16 protein-coding genes are annotated in these 18721 nt (G+C 57.7%); 13 read left to right on the top strand and 3 right to left on the bottom strand.

The window, feature by feature from the left end; genetic code table 11:
• The first annotated feature begins 71 nt into the window (after positions 1-71).
• Both ARC85_RS17380 and ARC85_RS17375 read left to right on the top strand, forming a co-directional pair.
• Positions 72-467: an oxidoreductase C-terminal domain-containing protein gene (locus ARC85_RS17380; protein WP_286715619.1), complete on the top strand. Its 396-nt coding sequence runs from the start codon at positions 72-74 to the stop codon at positions 465-467.
• 133 nt (positions 468-600) lie between these two features.
• Positions 601-867 (top strand): EAL domain-containing protein, encoded by a 267-nt coding sequence (locus tag ARC85_RS17375; protein ID WP_081496573.1) that lies wholly within the window; start codon positions 601-603, stop codon positions 865-867.
• Positions 868-1068: 201 nt separating this feature from the next.
• Here ARC85_RS17375 and fghA read toward each other — a convergent pair whose 3' ends face one another.
• On the bottom strand, positions 1069-1920 hold the full coding sequence (gene fghA, locus ARC85_RS17370) for an S-formylglutathione hydrolase (RefSeq protein WP_286715617.1): 852 nt from the start codon (positions 1918-1920) through the stop codon (positions 1069-1071).
• Between the two features lie 51 nt (positions 1921-1971).
• A complete protein-coding gene (locus ARC85_RS17365) occupies positions 1972-3090 on the bottom strand; it encodes an S-(hydroxymethyl)glutathione dehydrogenase/class III alcohol dehydrogenase (protein WP_236040471.1) in 1119 nt (372 codons plus the stop codon).
• Between the two features lie 159 nt (positions 3091-3249).
• Between ARC85_RS17365 and ARC85_RS17360 the strand changes: the two genes are divergently transcribed.
• The 9 genes from ARC85_RS17360 (at position 3250) to pdxJ (ending at position 13316) form a co-directional block, all read left to right on the top strand.
• Positions 3250-4158: a LysR family transcriptional regulator gene (locus tag ARC85_RS17360; RefSeq protein WP_286715615.1), complete on the top strand. Its 909-nt coding sequence runs from the start codon at positions 3250-3252 to the stop codon at positions 4156-4158.
• 225 nt (positions 4159-4383) lie between these two features.
• A complete protein-coding gene (locus ARC85_RS17355) occupies positions 4384-7110 on the top strand; it encodes a bifunctional diguanylate cyclase/phosphodiesterase (RefSeq protein WP_011785716.1) in 2727 nt (908 codons plus the stop codon).
• 104 nt (positions 7111-7214) lie between these two features.
• Positions 7215-9017, top strand: a complete 1803-nt coding sequence (gene lepA / locus ARC85_RS17350) for a translation elongation factor 4 (protein ID WP_011785715.1) — start codon at positions 7215-7217, stop codon at positions 9015-9017.
• A 12-nt stretch (positions 9018-9029) separates the two neighbouring features.
• Complete coding sequence (gene lepB / locus ARC85_RS17345) at positions 9030-9821, top strand: signal peptidase I (protein ID WP_023007924.1); 792 nt, start codon at positions 9030-9032, stop codon at positions 9819-9821.
• Between the two features lie 26 nt (positions 9822-9847).
• Positions 9848-10234, top strand: coding sequence for a DUF4845 domain-containing protein (locus ARC85_RS17340; protein ID WP_023007925.1), 387 nt, complete (start codon positions 9848-9850; stop codon positions 10232-10234).
• Positions 10231-10920, top strand: a complete 690-nt coding sequence (rnc, locus tag ARC85_RS17335; RefSeq protein ID WP_011785712.1) for a ribonuclease III — start codon at positions 10231-10233, stop codon at positions 10918-10920. The genes ARC85_RS17340 and rnc overlap by 4 nt, the downstream gene beginning before the upstream one ends.
• Positions 10920-11837: a GTPase Era gene (gene era / locus ARC85_RS17330; protein ID WP_011785711.1), complete on the top strand. Its 918-nt coding sequence runs from the start codon at positions 10920-10922 to the stop codon at positions 11835-11837. Before rnc ends, era begins: the two co-directional genes overlap by 1 nt.
• A gap of 7 nt (positions 11838-11844) precedes the next feature.
• Positions 11845-12585 carry a DNA repair protein RecO gene (gene recO, locus ARC85_RS17325; RefSeq protein ID WP_014420774.1) on the top strand — a complete coding sequence of 247 codons (741 nt, stop codon included), beginning with the start codon at positions 11845-11847 and terminating at the stop codon, positions 12583-12585.
• Complete coding sequence (gene pdxJ, locus ARC85_RS17320) at positions 12582-13316, top strand: pyridoxine 5'-phosphate synthase (RefSeq protein WP_014420775.1); 735 nt, start codon at positions 12582-12584, stop codon at positions 13314-13316. The genes recO and pdxJ overlap by 4 nt, the downstream gene beginning before the upstream one ends.
• Positions 13317-13323: 7 nt before the next feature.
• Here pdxJ and ARC85_RS17315 read toward each other — a convergent pair whose 3' ends face one another.
• Complete coding sequence (locus tag ARC85_RS17315; RefSeq protein WP_286715613.1) at positions 13324-16194, bottom strand: ATP-binding protein; 2871 nt, start codon at positions 16192-16194, stop codon at positions 13324-13326.
• Positions 16195-16413: 219 nt separating this feature from the next.
• Between ARC85_RS17315 and cysM the strand changes: the two genes are divergently transcribed.
• Positions 16414-17307, top strand: a complete 894-nt coding sequence (gene cysM, locus ARC85_RS17310) for a cysteine synthase CysM (RefSeq protein ID WP_011785707.1) — start codon at positions 16414-16416, stop codon at positions 17305-17307.
• A gap of 26 nt (positions 17308-17333) precedes the next feature.
• Positions 17334-18683 carry a 23S rRNA (uracil(1939)-C(5))-methyltransferase RlmD gene (rlmD, locus tag ARC85_RS17305; RefSeq protein WP_014420778.1) on the top strand — a complete coding sequence of 450 codons (1350 nt, stop codon included), beginning with the start codon at positions 17334-17336 and terminating at the stop codon, positions 18681-18683.
• Positions 18684-18721: the final 38 nt, after the last annotated feature.

Genomic DNA, 18721 nt, shown 5'->3' with positions numbered 1-18721 from the left:
CTTCCAGAGTTTTATGATCCAGTTTACGACCGTCAGTATGGCGCATGAGTAGGCAACTCCGATAAGGTCGGTTGAACAATGCCTACATTATAAATGATGTCCGCTTACTTTTGTACTTCTTAGTATTTGCGATCGGAGATTGCGCTAAAGCCGTCAACGTTTCCACCAATACACCCATCCGAATAGAAACTATTCACAATGCCATGCTTCAAGCACAAATTGCGGCGGCTCATATTTGTGGTAAACCGTCTCCGCCTGCCTCTCCTCCTCGTTTTTGGTCAGATCTCAACGGCATGAAAGTCCAGTGTATTGGAATCGCCACTGGATACGACCGAATTCAGCGGCGTCCCACAGAGAGTGACAATGCCTGTGAATTCTGGCTCTTTTCCGGAGACCGGATGATCGCAGCTGAAACGGTCAATCTTCCCACCCGGCAAGCCAAGCTATCTAAAGCTCTCTCCGGGTAAGTGTAAGCGAGATGGGATGCAACTCATTCTCATCTCTGAGATTTCTATGTGTCGAGCCTCGTGACTGAGCATATCCAGCTGCAGGGGGATTCTGGCCCTCCCACAAGCTCTGCTGTAGAGCAGGAGATACAGAATCGCCCAGCCCAGCTGTGATGGCCACAGTGACCAGTCATTCACCCGGGGCTTACCTAACGACCAGGAAAGTGGAGCAATTGCCAAAGCGATTATTCAGATGGGACATAGCCTAGGACTCGATGTACTGGCCGAGGGAATTGAGACCAAAGAGCAAGAAAACCATCTCCGAATCCTTGGCTGTGATGCGGGACAAGGCTATCTATATGCTAAGCCGCTCTCAGTCAAAAGGTGCGAGGAGTACCTACAAGTTACTGACTGGGTTTAATTGGCCCGATGGTGGTCATCGAATCAATTTGGGATCACCGAACGCTTAGTGTGCGCCGGCGTTATCGCACCATCTGAACGTTCGCTTTGCGACCAGTCCGCACCCCCGGCAAGACTCAACAAAAGCGAACACAGCCCCCCGATGTGATATGAGCCAATTTCCCCAGTGCTGTGAAAAACCTACGTCCAGTCTGTCTCGATATCAATGCTTCGAGCCGCACCCCAGATGCCTGCCATGAAATCGCAGATGCTGCTCGATAAAGCTCGAGATAAAGAAGTAGCTGTGGTCGTAGCCCTCCCGGAAATTGAGCTCCAGCGGGTAATTGTTGATGCTGGCTGCGGCCTCAAGCGCCTCTGGCCGAAGCTGCTCAGTCAGGAAGTTATCCGCGTCTCCCTGGTCGACCAGTGCCGGTACGAACTGTGTTGCATCCCGCATCAGCAGGCTGGCGTCGTATTCGGCCCAACGCGAGCTGTCTTTGCCCAGGTAGGCAGTAAAGGCTTTTTTGCCCCATGGGCAGTTTACCGGGTTGCTGATCGGGCTGAAGGCCGACACGGACTGGTAGCGCTCCGGGTTGCGCAGAGCCAGAACCAGGGCGCCATGACCACCCATTGAATGGCCCGCAATCGAGCGTTGATTCGTTACCGGGAAAACAGATTCGATCAGTGCAGGCAGCTCATTCAGAACATAGTCGTACATGCGGTAGTGGGGATGCCATGGGCTTTCGGTCGCGTTTACATAGAAGCCCGCCCCCTGGCCAAGATCGTAGCTTTCATCGTCGGCAACGTGATCGCCCCGGGGGCTGGTATCCGGTGCCACGATGGCCATGCCCAGTTCCGCAGCCGCGCGATGGGCGCCGGCTTTCTGCATGAAGTTTTCGTCTGTGCAGGTGAGGCCGGAAAGCCAATAAAGCACCGGCACTTTCTGTCCGTTGGCAACCTGCGGTGGCAGGTAGATCGCGAAGCGCATAGCGCAGCCAAGGCTTTCGGACGGATGGCTGTACTGTTTGTGCCAGCCACCAAAACTTTTGTTACTGCTCAGGTTTTCAAGGGTCATTGGACACTCCGTTGCAGGGCGGCGCGCCGAAGTGGCGGGCCGCCATCACCATTACTTGTCGAAATGGATAACGCTGCGAATGCTCTTGCCTTCGTGCATCAACTCAAAGGCTTCGTTGATGTCATCGAGGCCCATGGTGTGGGTGATGAAATCATTCAGCTTGAACTCACCTTGCAGGTAGCGTTCAACAATTCCGGGTAGCTCGGAACGGCCTTTGACCCCACCGAAGGCGGATCCTCTCCAGACGCGACCGGTAACGAGCTGGAACGGGCGGGTGGAAATTTCCTGGCCTGCCCCGGCAACGCCAATAATGACCGACTCGCCCCATCCCTTGTGGCAACATTCCAGTGCGGACCGCATGACATCGACGTTGCCGATGCATTCGAAGGAATAGTCCACGCCACCGTCAGTCAGTTCAACGATCACTTCCTGAATCGGCTTGTCATAGTCTTTGGGATTGATGCAGTCGGTTGCGCCAAGCTGTCGTGCCAGGTCGAACTTGCTGTCATTGATATCGATGCCAATGATTCGGCTCGCCTTGGCCATGGTCGCGCCAATAATCGCAGACAGGCCGATCCCACCGAGCCCGAAGATGGCCACTGTAGCGCCTTCTTCCACTTTGGCGGTATTCATGACGGCGCCCATGCCGGTGGTTACGCCGCAGCCGAGCAGGCACACCTCTTCCAACGGGGCTTCCTTGTTGACCTTCGCCAGCGAAATCTCCGGCAGAACGGTGTACTCGGAGAAGGTCGAGCAGCCCATGTAGTGATGGATGGGCTGGCCATCCTTGTAGAAGCGGCTGGTGCCGTCGGGCATGAGACCTTTACCCTGGGTTTCGCGGATTTTCCCGCACAGGTTGGTTTTGCCGGACAGGCAGAATTTGCACTCGCCACATTCGGGGGTATACAGAGGAATAACGTGATCGCCGACGGCAACACTGGTAACGCCTTCACCAATCGCCTCTACAATGCCGCCGCCTTCATGGCCAAGGATGGCTGGAAAGTTGCCCTCGGGATCCTCACCCGAGAGGGTGAATGCATCGGTGTGGCATACACCGGTTGCGATCACTTTTACCCGTACTTCCCCTGCTTTCGGGGGCATCACGTCCACTTCTTCAACCGACAGTGGCTGCCCCGGGCCCCAGGCAATTGCTGCTTTTGATTTGATCATCTCAGCCATAACGTTCTCCATTGGTCATTCAGGAAGGGCGGGACGCCCAAACGAAGGCCATATTGTATTTATGGCCCTATTATTGATAATCGATGTTTTTATCAAATCACCTTTACGTGTGCGCAATAATCGGGTGGTGCAAAGCAAAAAGGGAAAACCATGTATCGCTGGGAAGGGGTAAACGAGTTTGTGGCGGTTGCTGAAACCGAGAGTTTCACGCGTGCCGCGAAGCGACTGGGCGTGTCGACGGCACAGGTCAGTCGTCAGGTCAGTGCCCTGGAGGCCCGCTTATCGACCCGGTTGTTCTACCGCACCACTCGCCGGGTGTCGGTAACCGAGGCCGGACAGATCTTTTACCAGCACTGCCGGCAGGTACTTGATGCCCTGGAGCAGGCGGAACGCTCTATTACCAACATGCAGTTGGTCCCGCGAGGCAGGCTGAGGCTGACTGCGCCGGTGACCTATGGAGAGAAATCCATTGCGCCGCTGGTCAATGACTTCGTTTTGCGATACCCCGAACTCGACGTGGACATGAAGCTTACCAACCAGACACTGGATCTGGTCGCTGAGGGGTACGATCTTGCCGTGCGCATGGGAAAGCTCGAGGATTCGACCTTGATGGCCCGGCGTCTCGCATCCCGAACCCTATACGTGTGTGCCTCGCCGGATTATCTCGCCACGCACGGCACGCCCCACTCGTTGTCCGAACTGGCGAACCACAACTGCCTGCTGGGAAACCTGGAGTACTGGCGCTTCCAGGAAGCGGGCCAGCCGCGCAACGTACGGGTAACGGGGAACATCCGTTGCGACAGTGGCAGGGCCCTGCTTGATGCCGCCCTCAAGGGGATTGGCATTGTTCAGCTTCCGGATTACTACGTTCAGAGCGCACTGGATTCCAGGCTGTTGATTCCGGTGCTGACCCGTTATCAGGAAGACGATGACGGTATCTGGGCGGTGTATCCCCATAACCGTCATCTGTCGCCGAAGATAAGGCTGCTGCTGGATTTTCTTTCGGAATCCCTGAAACCTGGCGGTTCTCCGCCGGACGCAGCAAACGCGGATTATTAAGCAATGAACCGATAGGATTGTGTATTCAAAGAACGGCGCTTTGCGACCGTAGCTCCCGTCTGTACCTCCTCAAGCCAGCCTGAATTCCAAAGAGTGTCAGGAGCACCGACCAAGCTGTCGGCCACACCTCAGCGCCAACGGCCGGCCAAACTGTGGGTTCAAGAACACTTTTGTTATACTCGCCGGATTCGACAATAAACCGGGTCATGGAATGGGCCGAACACGATGATGACCAAAAAGGATCTTCCCCTCCGTCAGTTGCTGAAGCTGCGCAATTCCTGGATCGCCTGGGTGGTATTCCTGGTGTCTGTGGTTGCGACGGTATTGCTTTGGCAGGTCTCCATCCGGCTGGTTGAAGATCGCACCGAGGCCCGATTCCGCACTCAGTCCCTGCAGCTTAAGACCGCGATTGAAGAACGCCTGCTCAATTACGAACAGGTTCTTGCCGGCAGTGCCGGTCTGTTTGCTGTCACCGGTAAAGTCACACGCGATCAGTGGAAAGAGTACGTCGACAACGTCGATATCAATCGTTATTACCCCGGTATTGAGGGTATCGGCTACGTTGAGCGTATTGGTGTCCGCGAAATGGCCGATCACATTGCCTCGGTTCGGGCGGAGGGGCTCTACAATTATCTGGTCAAGCCGCTGGGTACCGGGCCCTACTACTATCCCATGGTTTATCTGGAGCCGGGCACCGAGCGTAATCGCAAGGCGCTGGGTTATGACGCTTTCAGTGACCCCATCCACCGCACCGCCATGGAGCAGGCCCGGGATGACGCTATCCCGACGGTCACCGGCAAGGTTGTGCTGGTGCAGGAGTCTGTGGCCGAGGATCAGGCCGGTTTTCTGATGTACTACCCGGTGTTCCAGGGCGGCGAGATTCCGGAGATCCGGGCCGAGCGCCGCATGATGCTGGCCGGCTACGTGTTCAGTGCCTTCCGGATGAACAACCTGATCGACGGTATTGTTGGCCTGATATCGCCATTTCTGGATGTGCGCATCTACGACAGCGGGGTGGTGGCACGAGATACCCTGATGTATGGCTCCAATCTCGGTTCGCTGGACAACGAATTCAGCTTTGAAATGAGCCAGACCATCAGACACGGTGGCCGGGAATGGCTGCTGCAGACCCGTTCAACACCAGCCTTTGATTATCTCGCCGCCGATCCACGGCCTCCTATTGTTCTCGGCTCTGGCCTGGCCATCAGTTTACTGCTCTGGCTGTTCGTGCTGGCCCTGATTCGCTCCCGGCTGATTGCCCAGGTCAGCGCCGGCCGTTATCGCGCCATCACTGAGGGCGCAGCCAACGTCACCCTGGTCATGGATCGTCGTGGGCGCCCGCTTTATGCCAGCCCGTCCAGTCGTGACATCCTGGGATTCGATCCGGACAAGGTGGAAGCCCTGGAATTCGAGAAGCTGGTGCACATGGATGACTGGTCGCACCTGCAAAGAGGTTTTGAAGAGTCCATGGCCTCACCGGGCAAACAGATGCCGGTGGTGCGTGCCCGGGTGCGTGATGCCGATGGCCAGTGGCGTGATATGGAAGGCACCTTCACCGCGATGCTCTCGGTGCCTGGCGTCAACGGTGTGGTTCTGAGCCTTCGGGATCTTACCCAGCTAAAGGCAGCTCAGTCCGAACTGCACCGACTGGCGTTCTATGATCCGCTGACCGGACTCGCCAACCGGCAGCTGTTCCGGGATCGGTTGAATCACGTGGTTCGTCGCAGCCGCCGAAGTGGCGAGGCGGCAGCCCTGATGTTCCTTGATCTGGACGGTTTCAAACGAATCAACGATACCCTGGGGCACGATGCCGGTGACGAACTCCTGCGTCAGGTCGCACAATGGCTGGAAGGCTGTGTCCGTGAGGAAGATTCCGTGGCCCGGCTCGGTGGCGACGAATTTGTGGTGTTGTTGTCCCGGATCAGTGGCTCCGAAGCCGCCGGCAAAGTGGCGGAAAACATTTTGCGGCGCCTGTGCCAGCGTATTCGACTGAACGACCATGAGGTAGGTGTGACCGTCAGCATCGGGATCACCATGATCCCTCACGATAGTGAGGATGCAGGCGCGCTGATGAAATATGCCGACCTGGCCATGTATCGCGCCAAGGAGCTGGGGCGCAACACGTATCAGTTCTTCACGCCGGCCATGAACATCCAGGCCGCCCGTCGCCTGCTGCAGCAGGAAGAACTGGCCACGGCACTCGATGGCGACCGGTTTGTCCTGCACTACCAGCCAAAAGTGGATCTGGCTACTCAGCGGGTGATCGGTGTGGAGGCTTTCCTGCGTTGGCATCATCCGGAAAAAGGTCTGGTCTCGGCCCAGCAGTTCATCACCCTGGCAGAAGAAACCGGGTTGATCATCCGCCTGGGCGAGCTGGCGCTGCGGCAAGCCTGTATCCAGGTCCAGGCGCTTGAGCGGGCCGGGTTCGAGTCGCTGAAGATGGCGGTGAACTTCTCGGTGCGTCAGCTGACGGACTCCGGCTTCCTGGACATGATCCGGCGGGTGATTACCGAGACGGGAGTATCTCCCGAGCGGCTGGAGCTGGAAATGCCGGCGGAGTTGCTCAATGAAGACCCGAGAATGCTGCGTGAATTGCTGGTGTCCCTGAACGATCTGGGCGTGTGCCTGATTCTGGATGATTTCGGTACCGGCTCCTGCTCACTGGTGGCGCTGCAGCAGTTGCCGCTGGATGTGATCAAGATAGATCATCGCTTCATTCGCGACATTCCCTACAACGTCAGTGCCACCGATGTGGCGTCGGCGGTGATCGCCCTGGCTCACAAGCTGCACCTGACGGTGGTGGCGGAAGGGGTGGAAACGCTACAGCAGCTGACGTTCCTGAAATCCGCCGGTTGCGCCCAGTGCCAGGGCAATCTGTTCAGCTATCCGCTGGACGAAGATGCCCTGATCGGATTCCTGATCCGGCAGTACGAGAAGCCGCTTATTTCCTGATCATGGCAATGGCGGCCTGTAACCGGTAAAATCACGCCGTTCCCGGATCCCGGTAGCGGCCCCTCCGGGCTCAATCCTACGTCTTATATGAGTAATCATTGTCTGTGACTGAACTGAGCCGAATCCGTAACTTTTCCATTATTGCCCACATCGACCACGGTAAATCCACGCTGGCGGATCGTTTTATCCAGATCTGCGGTGGCCTGACAGACCGTGAAATGGCCGAACAGGTCCTGGACTCCATGGATCTGGAGCGGGAACGCGGGATCACCATCAAGGCCCAGAGCGTCACGCTCAACTACAAGGCAAAGGATGGGGAAACCTACAAACTGAATTTCATCGATACCCCGGGCCACGTGGATTTCTCCTACGAGGTGTCCCGCTCACTGTACGCCTGTGAAGGGGCGCTGCTGGTAGTGGATGCCGGTCAGGGTGTGGAAGCCCAGTCGGTGGCCAACTGCTACACCGCTATCGAACAAGGCCTTGAAGTGGTGCCGGTCCTGAACAAGATGGATCTGCCCCAGGCCGAGCCCGAGCGGGTTGCGGCGGAAATTGAAGACATTATCGGCATTGACGCTTCCGATGCCGTGCGCTGCAGTGCCAAAAGCGGACTGGGTGTTGAGGATGTCCTCGAGGATCTGATCAAAAAGATTCCGCCCCCCAAGGGTGATCGCAGCGCGCCGTTGCAGGCACTGATTATTGATTCCTGGTTTGATAACTACCTGGGCGTGGTGTCACTGGTTCGGGTGACCGAAGGTGTACTGCGTAAAGGCGACAAGATCGTTATCAAGTCCACCAAGAAAGCCTGGAACGCCGACAAGGTTGGTGTCTTCAATCCCAAGCCCACCGACACTGATGTGCTTGAAGCGGGTGACGTCGGTTTCGTTGTTGCGGGAATCAAGGATATCCACGGTGCGCCGGTGGGTGACACCATCGTGCACCAGAAGTTTGCGGAAGAAACCCCGATGCTGCCGGGGTTCAAGAAAGTGAAACCCCAGGTTTACGCCGGTCTGTTCCCGGTCAGCGCCGACGATTATGACGATTTCCGGGATGCCCTGGAAAAGCTCACCCTCAACGACGCCTCGTTGTTCTTTGAGCCCGAGAACTCGGATGCTCTGGGCTTCGGTTTCCGCTGTGGTTTCCTGGGCATGCTGCACATGGAGATCATCCAGGAGCGGCTGGAGCGAGAGTACGACCTGGATCTGATTACCACGGCGCCGACGGTAATCTATGAAGTGGTCACCAAGCAGGGTGAGACTCTGTCGGTGGACAACCCCTCAAGGCTTCCGGATATTGGTTCCATCGAAGAAATGCGTGAGCCCATTGTCGAGGCCAACATCCTGGTACCCCAGGAGCACCTCGGTAATGTCATTGCCCTGTGTGAAGAAAAGCGCGGTGTGCAGAAGAACATGCACTTCATGTCCACACAGGTACAGCTCACCTACGAGCTGCCGATGGCGGAAGTGGTGATGGACTTCTTTGACCGGATCAAATCGGCCAGCCGTGGCTTTGCATCACTGGATTACCACTTTGTCCGTTTCCAGAGTGCCAACCTGGTTCGCCTGGATGTGCTGATCAACGGGGATCGTGTCGACGCCCTGGCGCTGATTGTGCACCGGGATCTGTCCCACCGCAAAGGGCGCCAGTTGATCGAGAAGATGAAAGAGCTGATCCCGCGTCAGATGTTTGATATTGCCATTCAGGCTGCCATTGGTACCCAGGTGGTCTCCCGGGTAACGGTCAAGGCCCTGCGCAAGAACGTAACGGCGAAGTGTTACGGTGGCGACGTCAGCCGTAAAAAGAAACTGCTTCAGAAGCAGAAGGAAGGTAAAAAACGCATGAAGCAGCTGGGTAATGTCGAGGTGCCTCAGGAAGCGTTTCTTGCTGTATTGAAAGTGGATAACTAAAAAGGCACCTGGATGGACATTGATTTTCCACTGGTACTGGTGGTTCTGACTTTCGTGACCGGAGCGGTCTGGCTGGCGGACATCGCGTTCCTGAGAAAGCGTCGGCTTGCCGGCGCAGAGCAGGGTGGCCAGGTAGACGAATCAGCCGATGAGTTCGAGGACCGGGAACCCTGGCTGGTGGATATCAGCCGCTCATTTTTCCCCGTGCTGGCGGTAGTCCTGGTGCTTCGGTCGTTCCTGATCGAGCCGTTCCAGATCCCCTCAGGCTCCATGTTGCCGACCCTCGAAGTGGGGGATTTTATCCTGGTCAACAAGTACGCCTATGGCCTGCGCCTGCCGGTGGCCGGTACCAAGATTGTTGAGATCGGCGATCCGGAGCGGGGTGATGTCATGGTGTTCCGCTATCCTGAGGATGGCACCACCAATTACATCAAGCGGGTTGTCGGCCTGCCGGGCGATCATATTCGTTACCGCAACAAGCAACTGTTCATCAATGATGAGCCGGTTCCCCGGGATTTCGTTGCGCGCTTGCCCCCCATGGAACGCTGGCGGGAACAGTTGGGTGAGGTTGAACATGATCTGTACCTGACCATGGGGCGGGTGAGCGGTTCCGGTGAGGGAGAATGGGTTGTTCCTGAAGGCCATTACTTTGTCATGGGCGATAACCGCGACAACAGTAACGACAGCCGTTTCTGGGGCACGGTGCCGGATGAGATGGTGGTGGGCAAGGCCTTTGCCATCTGGATGCACTGGAAATCACTGACAAGTCTGCCATCTTTTGATCGGGTGGGTGGCATCCAATAATTCTGATGGTTCCGGAGTATAAGACGATGAGAAGACACTATCCCGCAGGCCTGAACACGCAGCAGGGCGGCGCTTTGACGATGATGATCATGGCTCTGTTCTTTGGTGGCCTGCTGACTCTGGCGATCAAGATCGGGCCGGCCTACCTGGATGACTTTACCATCCAGGAAGCTCTGGAAAGCCTGGATGGTACCGACGGCCTGTCACAGATGGGTCCGGCACAGGTGCGCAGCCTGATTAACAAGCGCCTGAGTGTGAATAACGTTGACGGTTTTGATCCAAAGAACATCTCCGTTGAAAAAAATGGCGAACTGGTCGTAATCAAGGTGGATTACGAGGTTCGCAATAACATCTTCCGGAACGTGGACACCGTTGTGCACTTCCAGCACGAGTATGAGTTTCAGGGCCAGTGAGTTCACAACCAGACCTAGACCAACTTCAGCGCCGCATTGGCTACCAGTTCAAGGAACCGGAGCGGCTTCTGCTGGCGCTGACCCATCGCAGTTTTGGCAACCAGAATAACGAACGTCTTGAATTTCTGGGCGATTCTATCGTGAACATGGTGATCGCCGAGTATCTGTATCTTCATTTCGAGAAGGCCCGGGAAGGGCAGTTGAGCCGGCTTCGGGCCCGTATGGTCAAGGGGGTTACCCTCGCGGAGATCGGTCGTGAATTTCAGTTGGGCCAGTATCTGAGGCTCGGTTCGGGAGAGCTGAAAAGTGGTGGCTTCCGCCGTGAGTCCATTCTCGCCGATGCCGTGGAATCCATTATCGGGGCCATTTATCTGGACAGCGACTTTCATACCTGTCGGGCTCAGGTGTTACGCTGGTTTGAACAGCGCTTGGCAAACCTGGATATTCAGGACACCCAGAAAGATCCGAAAACCCGGTTGCAGGAGTACCTGCAGTCCAGGCAATTTCCGTTGCCGCGCTATGAAGTGATTTCCGTTGACGGCGAGGCCCACAACCAGACTTTTCATGTCTCCTGCGCCTTGCCCTCGCTGGACCGTAAAACCACCGGCACTGGCAGTAGTCGACGTGTTGCTGAACAGCAGGCCGCCCGAAATGCACTCAAGCAACTGGGTGTGGAGAATTCCTGATGACTGATATTACCCGCCCGGAAAACCCGGAAAGCCGCTGTGGTTTCGTCGCCATTGTCGGCCGGCCGAATGTGGGCAAGTCTACACTGCTCAATCACATTCTTGGCCAGAAGCTGAGCATCACCTCACGGAAGCCACAGACCACCAGGCATCAGGTGCTCGGTATCAAGACAGAGGGCCCGGTACAGGCCATTTATGTCGATACACCGGGCATGCATGAGGATGAGCCCCGTGCCCTGAACCGCTATATGAACAAGGCGGCGGCGTCCGCCCTGATCGACGTGGATGTGGTGGTCTTCGTGGTGGATCAGCTGGCGTGGACCAGTGCCGATGAGATGGTGCTGGAGAAGCTCAAGCGGGTAAAGTGCCCGGTTATCCTGGCGGTCAACAAAGTCGACAAGCTGGAGAAACGGGAGCTGTTGTTGCCCCATCTGGAGGCTCTGTCTAAAAAGCGGGACTTTGCCGAGATCATTCCTCTTTCGGCACTGAAAGAGACCAATCTGGAGCCGCTGGAATCGGCTGTTGGCCGTTTCCTGCCCGAAAGTGTCCACTTCTACCCCGATGATCAGATCACAGACCGCAGTGAACGCTTTATGGCGGCCGAAATGGTCCGGGAGAAAATCACTCGCCAACTGGGCGCTGAACTGCCGTATTCCGTGGCAGTGGAGATTGAAGAGTTCAAGCACCAGGGCAATACCCTGCATGTTTCGGCACTGATTCTGGTCGAACGGGAAGGCCAGAAGAAAATCATCATTGGCGATAAGGGTGAGCGCCTGCGCAGTATCGGTCAGGAAGCCCGGGTTGATATGGAGCGGATGTTCGGGTCCAAGGTGATGCTCCGGCTCTGGGTCAAGGTCAAGCGAGGCTGGGCTGACAGCGACAGGGCTCTGAAAAGCCTGGGCATGAGCGATTTCTGAGGCCGCCATGAAGGGCGCGGTGCAGCAAGAGCCCGCTTATGTGGTCCATCGGCGACCCTGGCGCGAAACCGCCTTGCTGGTGGATCTGTTTACTCTGAATCACGGCCGCATGAGTGTGGTTGCCCGCGGCGCCAACAGCACCAGAAGCCCGCTCAAGGCCCAATTGCAGCCGTTCCAGCCGTTATTAGTGGACTGGACCGGCAAGAGCGAGCTGAAAACCCTGGTGCAGCTGGAAGTTCGCAGCGCGCCAGCGGTCAGCCAACCCCGTGCACTGTACAGTGGTTTCTACATTAATGAACTGGTTCAGCGGGTGTTACCGGTGGCCGATCCCTCCCCCGCGTTGTTTGCCAGCTATATTGAAACCCTGCAGGCCCTGGCGGATCTGTCTTCACAGGACGATGTCGAGCCTTTACTGAGGCGTTTTGAGCGGGCGTTCGCCGCCTCGCTGGGCTACGATTTTGCCTGGGACGAAACCACGGATACCGGTATGTCTGTACAGGCGGGGGAGCTCTATGGCTACGACCCGGGCCAGGGGATCGTTTCCAATCTCGCGCCCGAGCTGCCATTGCGCCAATTGCCGGGTGAGGCATTGCTGGCACTGGCGGCCGGCGATTTCATAAGTGAAGCGCCCCGTAAAACCGCCAAGCGCGTCATGCGGGTGCTGGTGGATTACCTTTTGCAGGGCAGGCCGCTGCACAGCCGTTCCCTGTTCAGTCATTCGAATCCGTCATCTGGGAGAGAATCATGAATACCCGAGTCCTGCTAGGAGTGAATATTGATCATGTGGCCACCTTGCGTCAGGCCCGCGGTACCCGTTACCCGGACCCTGTGCAGGCGGCGTTGGTGGCGGAAGAAGCCGGTGCCGATGGCATCACCATTCACCCCCGTGAGGATCGCCGGCATATCCAGGACCGGGATGTGCTGCTGTTGCGGGAAGTACTGCAGACCAAAATGAATCTGGAAATGGCGGTGACCGACGCCATGCTGGCGTTCGCCGAGCAGGTGCGCCCGGAATGTGTTTGCCTGGTGCCGGAGAAACGCGAGGAACTCACCACCGAAGGTGGACTGGATGTGGATGGCCAGGAAGAGCGGGTGGCCAAGGCCTGTGATCGTCTGGCAAAAATCGGCGCCGAGGTTTCGTTGTTTATCGATCCGGACCCGGTACAGATCGACGCGGCGGTGCGCTGCGGAGCGCCGGTGGTGGAGTTGCATACCGGTGAATACGCCGAGGCCGGGGAACCCGAAGCGGTGGAAGCCTCATTCAAAGTGCTTGCAGATGCCGTGGCCTATGCCCGCAAGAAGGGGCTGATTGTGAATGCCGGCCATGGTCTGCACTACCACAACACAGAGCGGGTGGCCGCTATTCCGGGTATCAATGAACTGAACATCGGCCATGCGATCATCGCCCGTGCCGTCTTTACCGGCCTGAAAGATGCGGTCCGGGACATGAAGGCGATTCTTGACCGGGCCAGAGCCTGATCAACAATCAGGTGGTTTCCGGCTGGCGCTGCTGTTCCCGGAACAGTTGCTGCCAGTCGGTCTGCTCACTCCAGATCTGCAGCCGCTCCATGGCCGCAATCAGTTGATCTTTTAACAGCTCACGATCCGGAGCCTCGCACTTCAGGGCGGTCTCGAACCGGTTGGCGGCTGTGCGCAGCTCGGGAACGCCGCAGTACCGGGTGGCCCCGTGAAGCTTATGCACGCACTCAAGCAGGGGCTCGTTGTCGCCGGTCTGCCAGAGCGCCTGAATCCGGTCGATATCGGTGTGTAACTGCTCCAGCAGCATGCTGAACAGCTCCTCCGCCAGATCGGCCTTGCCCGCCGCCAGTTGAATGCTCTCCTCTACACTGACGCAGTCCTGCTGCATCCTGCGGTTTGAAGGCCGCAGTGTCCGGCGGGTATCCCGTACTTCGGAGATCCGGAAGCGGTCGGCGCTATTGGTGCAGTCGTAGCCGGTGTATTCGCGAATCAGTTCTACCAGTTGGCTGCTGCTGATCGGCTTGGGCATATAGCCGTCGAAGCCTTGTTGCGCCAGCCGTTCCTGTTCGTCCGCCAGAGCGTGGGCGGTCAGGGCAATAATGGGGGTGTGGTGTGAACCGCTGTCCAGATCACGGATGCGGGCCGTGGTTTCCACGCCGTCCATCCCGGGCATCTGCAGGTCCATGAACACCAGGTCAAACGCCTTCTGGCGCACCTTGGTCAATGCCTCGAATCCGCTGGAGGCGCCTTCGGCTTCCAGTCGGCAGTCATTGAGCAAGGTCATCACCAGTTTCAGGTTGGCTTCGTTATCGTCCACCGCCAGAATGCGGGGCGTGCCTGAGCCGCTGTTCTGCCTTAATGGTAGCGCGGCTTCCGGCGCGCTTCGGGTGCCCGACTGAATGCCATGGATCAGCAACAGCAGTTCGTCGTAGAGGGCGTCCCGGCAGACCGGTTTGGTCAGGTGGCCGCTGGCCAGGCCCGACAGCGGCGTGTCATGGGTTTCCAGAGTGGGCGTCAGCAACAGGGTGCGGCAGTCGCGTTCCACTTCCAGGGAACGCACCAGGTTGCAGTACTGGCTGGAGTTGAGCAGGTGGCGGGTAATGCCGATGATGGCGCCGGCGTAGCCTTCCTGCCGCCGTTGCGCCTCTTCTATCTGTTCCTGCAGCGCCCCGGGTGAGGCAACCCGTTCAACGGCCACGCCCCAGTCCCTTAACAGGTGTTCCACCGCCAGCCCGGTGGTCTTCTGGTGTTCGAGATAGATGATCTTCTCGCCCCGGAGCGCCTCTTTGGGGCTGGAGCTGTCGCCGGTTGAGGACAGTTCCGGCGTCAGGGTAAACCAGAACGTGGAACCTTTGCCCAGCTCACTTTCCAGGCCGATCTTGCCGCCCATTTCTTCCACCAGTCGTTTGGAGATGGCCAGTCCCAGACCGGTACCGCCATACTGCCGGGCAGTGGAGGCATCGGCCTGGCTGAAGGCGTTAAACAGTGACTGCTGCTGGGCACGTGACAGACCAACGCCGGAATCGGTTATGCTCAGGCGTAGTGTGACCCGGTTATGCTCGGTATCTTCGTCTTCCAGACTCGCCCGTAATACCACTTCGCCGGTCTGGGTGAACTTGATGGCATTGTTCACCAGGTTCGTGATCACCTGCTTGACCCGCAGCGGATCCCCCATGATGTTGTCCGGTACATCGTTGTAGACCAGTGGCACCAGGTCCAGGTTTTTAGCGTGGGCCGCCGGTGCCAGCATGACCATCACTTCCTCAACGATATCCCGGAGCTGGAACGGCACGCGGTCCAGGATCAGTTTGCCGGCTTCGATCTTGGAGAAATCCAGAATGTCGTTAATGATGGTCAGCAGGATTTCCGAGGATTTGCGGATGGTGTTCAGGTGGTCGCGCTGCTGGCGGGGCAGTGGGCTTTTCAGCAACAGTTCGGTGAAGCCGATGATGCCGTTCAGCGGCGTCCGGATTTCATGTGACATGTTGGCCAGGAACTCGGATTTGATCCGGCTCGCTTCCAGTGCTTCCTTGCGGGCAAAGTCCAGTTCGATATTCTGGATTTCAATGGTCTCCAGGGTCTCCCGCAGGTCTTCGGTGGCCTGGTCAATGTTCTGTTGCATTTCGGCCTGGGCCTTGCTCAATTCCGAGGCCATATCGTTGAGCCCCGATTCCAGCTGTTCGAACTCCGGGCCGGCACTGGTGTAAACCCGGGTGTCGAGCTTGCCTTCCTTGAGTTTGGCTACGGCTTCGTTGAGCTGGAACACCGGATCGGTAAAGGCACGGCTCAGCCGCAGCGCGATGGCAAGACTGAGCAGGACACCACCGATCACCAGCAGCAGCGAGATCAGTAGCGCCTTGTAGGTTTCCTTTTCCGTGCGGACGTGGGACATCTCTACGGCAACCCAGCCCAGCGGGGCCTGGCGCTTCGCCGCAGACTGGCGGGCGTCCGGGTCCAGCATGGTCTCGATCATCAGATCCTGAAGGTGAACCGGCGTGACAAAACGAGTGCTGCTGTCGTGGGTCACCCGGACCGGCTGGTTGGGTTCCAGCGGAGCCATCGCCACGGTTTCAGCGCTGCCCGGGCCGGTATGAAGCATGCGCTGGCCATCGCTGCCATAGAAGGTGATGGAGCGAACATCCTGTTCTTCAAGAAGGGCGTTGGAGAGGCTGCTCAGCAGGCTGCGATTGGCCGTGAACAGGCCGTATTCAGAGCCTGCGGCAAGCTGTCGGGACAGGGACTCTCCGCGATCCTTCAGCAGGTTCTCAATGTTGTTCACCCAGCTGTAGGTAAAGAATAGTCCTAACAACAGCGTGGTGAGCAGGGTGGGAACCAGAGTTACCACCAGTACTTTCTTGCGAATGCCCCAACGTCGCATACCGTGTTCCTGTAAAATTACCTTGTCCGCCGGCAGGACACGCCTGCTGGTGGATACTTCCATGTCAGCATAGCTGAACGGCAATGATATAACCGTGGCCGTTATCCCGGAAACAGACAGTTATAGCCGCAGGTCATGGATATAGCGACAAGCTGTATTGGGACAAGGCGGCCATAACGCGTATGATTCGAATCCGAAAGTGTATCACAGGGTATCAATATGATTTTCCCCACCATTGAAGATTATGTCGGCCATACACCCCTGGTGCGTCTGCAGCGTCTGCCGGGAGACACCAGTAACGTCATCCTGGCAAAACTGGAGGGGAACAACCCGGCAGGTTCGGTGAAAGACCGGCCGGCTTTGAGCATGATCCAGGAGGCTGAACGCCGGGGAGAGATCAAGCCCGGGGACACCCTGATTGAAGCCACCTCCGGCAATACCGGTATCGCGCTGGCCATGGCCGCGGCCATCAAGGGCTACCGAATGGTGCTGATCATGCCTGATAACCTGAGTGAGGAGCGACGGGCCTCCATGCGTGCATACGGCGCACAGGTGGTGAACGTTTCCCGTGAGCAGGGCATGGAAGGCGCCCGGGATCTGGCCATTCGAATGGAGGCCGAGGGCAAGGGCAAGGTTCTGGACCAGTTCAGCAATGCCGATAACCCTTCGGCCCACTATCACACCACGGGCCCGGAAATCTGGGAGCAGACCGCCGGGCGGGTTACGCACTTTGTCAGCTCCATGGGCACCACCGGCACCATCATGGGCGTGTCCCGTTACCTGAAAGAGCGCAATCCCGATATCCGTATTATCGGCCTGCAGCCAGAGGATGGGGCGTCAATTCCGGGTATTCGCCGCTGGCCGGAGGCTTACCTGCCGAAAATCTACGATGCCAGCCGGGTCGACCAGGTTCTGGATATTGGCCAGCAGGAAGCCGAGGACACCATGCGGGCACTGGCCGAGCGAGAGGGCATTTTCTGTGGTGTGTCCTCCGGCGGAGCCATTGCAGCGGCCCTGAAATTGTCCCGTGAGGTTGAAAACGCCGTGATCGTGGCCATTATCTGTGACCGCGGAGACCGTTACCTCTCCACCGGTGTGTTTCCCGGCGCCTGAGTGGCCCCTAATCAAGAGAATTCTATATGAGTAAGCGTCGCCGCAAGGTTCTGCCCAAGGAGCCTGTGCGTTGTGAAATCGAGACCCTGAGCCACGATGGCCGGGGCATTGCCCGCGCTGATGGCAAAACCCAGTTTGTTGACGGAGCCCTGCCGGGCGAAACCGTGATGGCCAAAATGGTCAGCACCCGCAGCCGGTTTGATGAACTGCGCACAACCGAAGTGCTGGAAGCAGCGCCTGACCGCCAGCAGCCGCCCTGTGAGTTTGCCGATCTTTGCGGTGGTTGCAGTCTTCAGCACATGAGCGCCGATGCCCAGATCCGGTTCAAGGAAAATACCCTGCGCGAGCATTTTGCCCACTTTGGGGGCATTGAACCGGAGCAGTGGGTGGCTCCGATGCGTTCTCCGGATAGCCTCGGCTATCGTCGCAAGGCGCGGCTGGGCGTACGTTATGTGAAGGCCCGGGAGTCGGTGCTGGTTGGTTTCCGGGAGAAACGCAACAGCTTTCTGACCGATATTGACCGCTGCGTGGTACTGGATCCCCGGATCGGTGAGCGAATCGAGCCCCTTCGGGAGTTGCTGCATGGCATGGCGGCATTTGACCGGATTGCCCAGGTAGAAGTGGCCTGTGGCGATGATACGGCTGCCATGGTGTTCCGTAACATGGATGACCTGGTGCCGGACGACCGGGAAAAGCTGATCGCCTTTGGTCAGGCCCATGACTTGCATATCTATCTGCAGCCCAAGGGCCCGGACACCGTGCACCGGATCTGGCCGGAATCCGGCGGGCGGGACGATGAGCGTCTGACCTATCGTATGGATGAGTTTGACCTCACCATGGCCTTTCATCCTATGGACTTCACCCAGGTGAACGCCGGAATCAACCGCAATATGGTGCACCGTGCGGTCGAGTGGCTGGACGTCCAGCCGGGTGAGCGGGTGCTGGATCTGTTCTGTGGTCTGGGCAATTTTACGCTGCCACTGGCCCGCAAGGGCGGTCAGGTTGTGGGTGTGGAAGGTGACGATGCCATGGTGGTTCGTGGCCGTGAAAATGCCCGCTTGAACGATCTCTCCAATGTGGAATTCCATGGTGCCGATCTGCACGGGGATTTCACCGGGCAATCCTGGGCAAAAGAGGGGTTTGACAAGATTCTGATCGATCCACCCCGTTCGGGCGCGGAGGAGATCTGTAAGTATCTGACCGCTTTCGGTGCCAACCGCATTGTTTACGTGTCCTGCAACCCCGCTACCCTGGCGCGGGATGCCGGGGTGATGGTGCGCAACGGTTATCGGCTGGTACAGGCCGGTGTGATGGATATGTTTCCCCATACCACCCACGTTGAGTCCATTGCGTTGTTTGAGCGTAGCGCAGACTGACCGGGTTTCGGGGATACGCAATGGAACGGCCAGGATGG

Source organism: Marinobacter sp. tcs-11, assembly GCF_002049515.1.
Classification (GTDB): Bacteria; Pseudomonadota; Gammaproteobacteria; order Pseudomonadales; family Oleiphilaceae; genus Marinobacter; species Marinobacter nauticus.
The sequence above is the reverse complement of the archived record's forward strand: the minus strand, read 5'-3'. Positions and strand labels throughout refer to the sequence as shown.

Excerpts from the sequence above, each read along its gene's own strand:
- ARC85_RS17365 (WP_236040471.1), bottom strand. The coding sequence starts at position 3,090 with ATGATCAAATCAAAAGCAGCAATTGCCTGGGGCCCGGGGCAGCCACTG.
- ARC85_RS17340 (WP_023007925.1), top strand. The coding sequence starts at position 9,848 with ATGAGAAGACACTATCCCGCAGGCCTGAACACGCAGCAGGGCGGCGCT.
- ARC85_RS17355 (WP_011785716.1), top strand. The coding sequence starts at position 4,384 with ATGATGACCAAAAAGGATCTTCCCCTCCGTCAGTTGCTGAAGCTGCGC.
- cysM (WP_011785707.1), top strand. The coding sequence starts at position 16,414 with ATGATTTTCCCCACCATTGAAGATTATGTCGGCCATACACCCCTGGTG.
- era (WP_011785711.1), top strand. The coding sequence starts at position 10,920 with ATGACTGATATTACCCGCCCGGAAAACCCGGAAAGCCGCTGTGGTTTC.
- ARC85_RS17315 (WP_286715613.1), bottom strand. The coding sequence starts at position 16,194 with ATGCGACGTTGGGGCATTCGCAAGAAAGTACTGGTGGTAACTCTGGTT.
- rlmD (WP_014420778.1), top strand. The coding sequence starts at position 17,334 with ATGAGTAAGCGTCGCCGCAAGGTTCTGCCCAAGGAGCCTGTGCGTTGT.
- lepB (WP_023007924.1), top strand. The coding sequence starts at position 9,030 with ATGGACATTGATTTTCCACTGGTACTGGTGGTTCTGACTTTCGTGACC.
- pdxJ (WP_014420775.1), top strand. The coding sequence starts at position 12,582 with ATGAATACCCGAGTCCTGCTAGGAGTGAATATTGATCATGTGGCCACC.
- recO (WP_014420774.1), top strand. The coding sequence starts at position 11,845 with ATGAAGGGCGCGGTGCAGCAAGAGCCCGCTTATGTGGTCCATCGGCGA.
- fghA (WP_286715617.1), bottom strand. The coding sequence starts at position 1,920 with ATGACCCTTGAAAACCTGAGCAGTAACAAAAGTTTTGGTGGCTGGCAC.
- ARC85_RS17360 (WP_286715615.1), top strand. The coding sequence starts at position 3,250 with ATGTATCGCTGGGAAGGGGTAAACGAGTTTGTGGCGGTTGCTGAAACC.